Below are 6070 nucleotides of genomic sequence, written 5' to 3' on the forward strand. Positions count from 1 at the left end.
GATCTACTCCAATTTCACGGCCTTCTGTTTGCCCACCGTCCAGTCGGTACGGGCCGAAGTTTTGGGCGGCAGGACGATGAACCGTCCATCCTGGTTCTCCAGGAGCCGCAATCCCCATGTCCTTTTTTCCAGTTGCTCGGCGATGCTCTCCAGTTCGGCCTTGCTCGCGTGCAGGTTCTGAATCTCGCCCTGCAGGGCCGTGACCTTGCGTGTGAGCAGCGTCACCACGCCCCAGCCGCCAAGGCTCGCCCCCAGGAGTATGCTCAGGCTCAGGAGCAGGGCCAGGAGGCATTTCTTGCCAAAGGCCCAACTCAGGGTTTGGCAGCTTGAGGCGATGGTCTGTTCCAAGCTCCCAAGCCTGTCCCGGATAGCGGCCTCGGTTGTACTGAGCGCGGCGGTCGATGACTGCCGCAAGCTCTCGCTCAAGTCGCTGAATTGTTTCCTGGCCAGGGCCTCGATCTCCTGCCGGTCCTGTTCGGTCTTGGCCCGCATCCGCTGCGTCAGGGACGCGAGCGAGTCGCCAGCTTGCTGCATAGATCCCCCCCTTGAGGCGGAGTTTCTCCCCGCTTGCCGGGTCTTTGACGGTGACATGGGCCTTGCCGGCCCTGTTGATCTCAAGGCCTGCCTCGCGCAAGGCCGTGAGAAGATCGGCGCGGTTTTCGACCTGTCCCTCCTCGATCTTCATGAGCAGGTAGGCGTGAACGGCGTCCTTTGCCTCGGCGCGTTCATCCTTCCCGGGCGCCTTTTCCCATCGGATCAACTTGGCTCGGTGCAAGTCCGCATGTTCGGGCGTGCGCAGGCGCGCCCGGGCTGGATCGTCCGGTCTGGCCCAGCCTTCGCGATGGTTGTGCAGGTCGCGGAACACGTCGAAGTGCTTCTGCCAGCCGGGCGGGCAGGGGTTGAACGCCTTGCCGCTCGAAAGCTCCAGGCGCGGGATGACGAAGTGCAACTCATGGTGGTTGGCATGGCGATGCCGGACCCAGAGGATGTTGCACTGGTCCGGCTCCAGACCGGCAAAGGCCACGGCCTCGAAGTCGTCCATGACCCGCGTTTCCTGCTCCGGCGTCACCCGATCATCCGGATGCCAGGACAACACCCCGGCCGTGAACTTCCATTTGGTGTCCAGGGAGTCGATCAGTTCGCGCGTCGTCTCCGGATCGCCGCGCAACACCTCGGGTGGGTGCTCGTCCCGATGTGGGTAGTCCAGGCGTACAAGGTAGCGCGTCGGCGCGTCCCCGCAGCCCTGGCCGTGCGGAAAGACTTTCATGTACATAAAGTCACCACGGAGGGTTTTGACTCCAGGGAGGGAGGGGCTTCTCGCGGGTCGCTGTCTTCAGGGGCAGCATATCGCCTGAGCGCTCTCTCAAGGCTGAAGAGGGCGGCAAGAACCTGCAGGGCCTCCGCTCGCCTTTTGTAGGTGTTGGCCCAGCGGGCCACCTGATTCAGATTCGCGCCGATCCGGGCAAGCTGCCGCACGCGTTCTTTCTCAAGCGGCGTTCGGCGCAGGCGGTAGTCCATGGTCTGCTGGCGGATGAAATCCGTCACGGTCTGGCCCTGGGCGGCGGCCTTGGCCGTGATGGCCTCTTTCTCCGCCGGGGTGACGCGCAGCTTGATCCAGGCGGTCCGGTTCGGTGTGGTTTCTTTCATGGAGTCACCTGCCTTGATGCCTTTGGCAGGGGTCGAGGGGGGCGCAGCCCACCCGCCAGCCCCGACAGGGGGCACCGCGAAGCGTGTGGCCACAACGGGTACGCTGGCAATGTGGCTTACCAGCGGTGGACGCGGACTCTCCCCGGCAACATGGGGGCAGCGAAAGAAGCGAAAGAAGCGCAAAAAGCCTCATGCGTCGCCTTCCTTTTCTTCGCTTTTTTCGCTTAATTCGCGCAGGGCGAGGATGACCCGGGGGCGGCCCGGGTTTTTGATCTTGGTGATGCTGATGCGCTGTTGCGCTTCGAGCTGCTGGAGGAGGGGTTGCAGGCGTTCGCGGGGGACATGCCTGCTTAAGGCCGCGCTCAGTTCGGTGGCCGAGAGCGGGCCGGTCTTGAGCGCCTCCAGGATTTTGTCCTCAAGCGGGTCCGCAGCCCGGTCCCCGAAGATATACAGGGCCGAATCCTGGGCGTAGCGCCACATGGCCAGGGCCGCCTGAAGATGTGGCTCGGCGATGTGCCCCTGGCCATCCAGCAGGGCATAGATCAGGGCAAGGCGCAGGGTCTGGGCCTCGGCCCGGTTTATGACGCTCCCGGCAAGCCCGGTATGCTCCTGGGACAGTTCCGGGTAGATGGCCTTCCATAGGTCAAGGGCCGGTGCGTTCATGGTCATGGCGCGGCGTTTTTGGGCCAGCCCCACAAGCCGCCACAGCTCGCGTTGTAATGGAGCCAGTTCATTGTCCGGCATCCTGGAGGGCAAGGCCACCAGCTTGGAACGCCGGACGCATATCCACAGGAACCGGTTCCCGAAGCCGTTGACGGCCTGAACCTCGCCCAGGCACACGGCCAGTTCCTGTATGGTGATGTGGGTGATGATGCAGATATGCGCCCCCCGCACCACCACGGGATTGTTTTTGGTCAGGGGGGCATAGTCGCCGGAATCCCAGAAGCAGCGGATGCCCATGGAGAGGGTGTTGCCCTCCCGTTTGGTGCAGGCCAGGCCGCTGGCAAATTCCTCGTCGATAATGATGAGCCGCCTGTCCCCTTTCTCGCGTAGCGGCTCGGATGGGTTTTGGCGCTTGCGACGCTCTCGGTCCTCGTCGCTTTCGTCGCGCACATGATGGGCCAGGCCTTCACCCGTGGAGAGCGGGCCGCCGCTTTCCCTGGCGGGCAAGGGCAGGCCCCAGGCCCCCAAGTCTGCGGGCTGGCAATGCTCGCGGCCAAAGAGTTTGGTCACGGGATGGCGGGATGTGCCCTTGCGGGCCTTGCTGGTATTGCCCCAGAGCACGGCGAAAAGGCGCGCCGGGTGGACTGTCTCGCCTACGTAGATGTGCGGGCCTTGGCCGGGCGCGTGCCCGTAAACCTCCGCGCCGAAGCGCACCAACGTGGTGATGCATATTGCCGCCGGATCGGCCTCGCTGTCGCGCGTGGCCAACCGGACAAAGTCTCCCAGGAATCCCGGACAGGCGTTGAAGGAGAACCGGGGCCATTCCTTGAGGGCAAGATCGTCTGGATCGTCCGGTGGTGCCCCGATAAGCGGCCGAATCCGTGGCAAGCCACGGCTTGCGCCGCTCATTTTCCACTCCCGCCGTTCCCCTTCGTTTTTTTCGGCCGCCCGCGCCGTTTGGTAGGAGTCTGAGGTGGGGTGTGTCGGCCCATCGCTTTCTCGGCGATCCAGGCGTCGACCCCATCTACAGGCCATGCAAGACGGCGACCTAATTTTATGGGCGGTGGCACTGCGTCGAACTGCTTGCGGGCGAGATGTCCGTGGATAGATGCGACGGTTTTTCCGAGGATCGTGGACAATTCGCCGATGTTATAAAAACGCTTGCAAACCATCATTCATGCCTCCTTACTGGGACGAATGGGTATTTTTGGGCGTCCATAGGGATTCATGATGTTGTTTCCATACACTTTCATATGAGTCAATGCTTCAATATAAACGTTTAATATCGCAAAATACTCCGAAACACTCCGAAATACTCCGAAACACTATGAAATACTCCGAAACACTATGAAATACTCCGAAATGATCGGAAATGCTCCGAAATATGCATTGTATATGACAGATATTTACCGTTAGTGGTTGTCATGAATCAAACAAGGTGACCTGCTCGGCCCTTTTCGGACCAGTTGGAACTTGAGAAGGTGGTTCCCGCCGACAAAGAGGGAGCCATGAGGAAATCACGATTTTCAGAAGAGCAGATGGTGGGCATCCTGCGTGAGGCTGACCGCGGCCCGGTGCCTCAGGTGGCCAAGCGGCACGGCGTGAAGACCAAAGACCTCGCCGCGCTCTTGTCCAAAAGCGGGGTGAATGTTATCATTCAAGACAGTTATAAAGCGAGGACCGACCATGGACGACATGAACTTGCCCGAGACCTACAAGGGCTACTCGACGAAAGAACTCCTGGCCTTCTGGGAGCGCTACTGCGAGGGAAAGGAGCGAAAAGCTCCCGTGGAGAAGATTTTGGCAATGCGCGATCTGCTGAGAGAGTACAAGATCGCGCCGGTATTCAGAAACCCGGGCGCGGTGAGCTACCTCAAGACGCCGGAATCCACGGTGGCGAAACCTTAAACTCGACCCGGCGGCCCTGAGTCACCCTGGCCTTGATCCCCTCATTCCCAGGCGGGCAAGGCGCTTATTCCGTCAACTGCTCGGACCGGACTTCCAGAGCCTCGGCGATCTTGAGCAAGGTCGCCCGGCGGGGCTTGGCCCCCTTGGCTTCCATCTGGGCGTATGCGCCGCGTGAAATCCCCGCCCTGGCCGCAACCGTCTCCTGGGTCAGCCCCAGGTATTCGCGCCACGCGCGTATCAGGCTTTTCTTTTCCCGGCGGGCGAGCTTGGAGACCTCCCAGGGGATCGCAACGTCATCGTCAACGGCCTCCCTGGTCAAGGCCAGGTATTGCGCATACGGCAGGACCACGAAGAGCGGCTGCCCCTCATGCTCGATGATCTGGGGGCTAGTAGGTACGTTCATTGCGTTTTTTTACCTCCGTGATGACCACTTTTCCGTCCTCCACCTGGAAGAAAACCCGGTAGGCTCCAACACGAAGCCGGTATCCGGCCCTGTCGGTCAGCTTCTTCACATTCCGGCAGTTCGGCCAAGACGCCAAGGCATCGATGGCGTCATCGATCGCATCGCTTTCGGCGGCGGGAAGTTTTCCAAGCTGCCTATGCGCCTTCTTCAAGATTTCGATGCGAATCATGTATGCTTTTGTAGGTATTTGATGGTTTACTGTCAAGAAGGGTTTGGGTGTGAAGGCGCACCGTGGGAATGGGTGAAGTGACAAAACCGTCTCTCCACCGTCTCGGACAGGAATCTTCTTCGGAAAAGTGTTTGTTCGAAATGGCTCTAGGATCGTCTACGGCCCCGGGATGGGGAAGAAAAATCTTCTTGGAGATTGAACCACCCCCGGTCGTATGGCCGGGAGGATTGAGTTTACGGGGAAGCGAAGAGGGCTGACTACGACAGAGCCCGGCGTGACGCACAACGGGAGGAGCTTCACTTTGCTTGTTCAACGAAGCTATTGAGCCCGCAATGGGCAGGAAAACCAGGCGTCTGGTCCCCGCACCTCGGCAGGGGCTGAAGAGAGCGCCTCCACCCTGTCCGAGTTACCTTGGTACCCATAATCATCAACCGGAGATCACGGCAAGCTTTTTTGGAGCAATCTTTTGCTCCAATTTTGCTCCACTCGCACTGGAAAACTGTGAATAACCATGAAAATTTAAGAGCACGCAATTATTTGATAATATTTGATTAATTGTAGTAACAGGTGGATAAGATTGGCCGAAATATAAGACTCAAAATCCGGCGGTCGCAAGGCCTTGGGGGTTCGAGTCCCCCTCCCGGTACCAGGCAGATTATTGGGTTACGTTTCGGCGGATTGCCGGGCGTAACCCTTTTTTTGTTGCGGTTTGTGCATTGCGCCGGGACGGTTGCAATCTGACAGGCAGGCCACGACGAACAACGTGACCAAGCTATTTCCCAGGGATAGCGCAGGGGGCTTGCATAGGGCAGATCGTGAACATGTCGTATACAGTTTTCAAAACCGAACGGCGGAGGCAGAATCGCATTTTGAAAGAGCTTCACAGCCCTCCCGTTTCCATTGATACCTTGGTATGGCGGTTGGTTTAAGGAAGGCAGACCCAACTCGGTGCTGCACTGATCCATCATTGACCCTGTCGCAGAGCAAAGGTAGGTTCTTCTGCGTGACCGCTACACAGCCGACATCTATTGAAATCATTAATAAAGTCAATGCGTTGCTCCGCAATGGCCGACTCAATGAGGCCGAGGAGATGCTTGGTCAGGCCGCAGAACGTTTTCCCGGCCATTCCGGGGTGCGTGAGCGGCATGCCCATGTGGCGTTGCGACGTCTGGATTTCGAGGTGGCCTTCGCCCGCTACGAGGCCCTGCGCCGGGACCATC

8 protein-coding genes and 2 pseudogenes are annotated in these 6070 nt (G+C 59.6%); 3 read left to right on the forward strand and 7 right to left on the reverse strand.

Translation table 11 applies throughout. From position 1 onward, the window contains the following. Positions 1-3: 3 nt before the first annotated feature. From V3572_RS03625 to V3572_RS03645, 5 genes and pseudogenes are all read right to left on the reverse strand, one after another. A complete protein-coding gene (locus tag V3572_RS03625) occupies positions 4-534 on the reverse strand; it encodes a hypothetical protein (protein ID WP_332109612.1) in 531 nt (176 codons plus the stop codon). A 331-nt stretch (positions 535-865) separates the two neighbouring features. After that, positions 866-1273: pseudogene (locus V3572_RS17780) on the reverse strand (relaxase/mobilization nuclease domain-containing protein); the annotation flags it as partial. Continuing rightward, a complete protein-coding gene (locus V3572_RS03635; protein ID WP_332109613.1) occupies positions 1264-1647 on the reverse strand; it encodes a plasmid mobilization protein in 384 nt (127 codons plus the stop codon). The pseudogene V3572_RS17780 and the gene V3572_RS03635, both read right to left, overlap by 10 nt. A 189-nt stretch (positions 1648-1836) precedes the next feature. Then, positions 1837-3219 carry a hypothetical protein gene (locus V3572_RS03640; RefSeq protein WP_332109614.1) on the reverse strand — a complete coding sequence of 461 codons (1383 nt, stop codon included), beginning with the start codon at positions 3217-3219 and terminating at the stop codon, positions 1837-1839. After that, positions 3216-3485, reverse strand: a complete 270-nt coding sequence (locus V3572_RS03645) for a helix-turn-helix transcriptional regulator (protein WP_332109615.1) — start codon at positions 3483-3485, stop codon at positions 3216-3218. Before V3572_RS03645 ends, V3572_RS03640 begins: the two co-directional genes overlap by 4 nt. A 333-nt stretch (positions 3486-3818) precedes the next feature. Between V3572_RS03645 and V3572_RS17785 the strand changes: the two are divergent. Then, positions 3819-3929, forward strand: a pseudogene (locus V3572_RS17785) (transposase); the annotation flags it as partial. A 67-nt stretch (positions 3930-3996) separates the two neighbouring features. Further along, positions 3997-4218, forward strand: a complete 222-nt coding sequence (locus V3572_RS03650) for a hypothetical protein (RefSeq protein WP_332109618.1) — start codon at positions 3997-3999, stop codon at positions 4216-4218. A 64-nt stretch (positions 4219-4282) separates the two neighbouring features. Here the strand turns inward: V3572_RS03650 and V3572_RS03655 are convergent, their stop codons facing one another. After that, complete coding sequence (locus V3572_RS03655) at positions 4283-4621, reverse strand: helix-turn-helix domain-containing protein (RefSeq protein WP_332109616.1); 339 nt, start codon at positions 4619-4621, stop codon at positions 4283-4285. Further along, complete coding sequence (locus tag V3572_RS03660) at positions 4605-4850, reverse strand: type II toxin-antitoxin system RelE family toxin (protein WP_308736623.1); 246 nt, start codon at positions 4848-4850, stop codon at positions 4605-4607. Before V3572_RS03660 ends, V3572_RS03655 begins: the two co-directional genes overlap by 17 nt. Positions 4851-5853: 1003 nt before the next feature. On the opposite strand from V3572_RS03660, the gene V3572_RS03665 reads away from it, so the two are divergent. Further along, positions 5854-6070, forward strand: a 217-nt coding sequence (locus V3572_RS03665) for a hypothetical protein (RefSeq protein ID WP_332109617.1), incomplete at its 3' end; no start/stop codon positions are given.

This window comes from Desulfolutivibrio sp. (assembly GCF_036584575.1).
In the GTDB taxonomy this organism is placed as follows: Bacteria; Desulfobacterota; Desulfovibrionia; order Desulfovibrionales; family Desulfovibrionaceae; genus Desulfolutivibrio.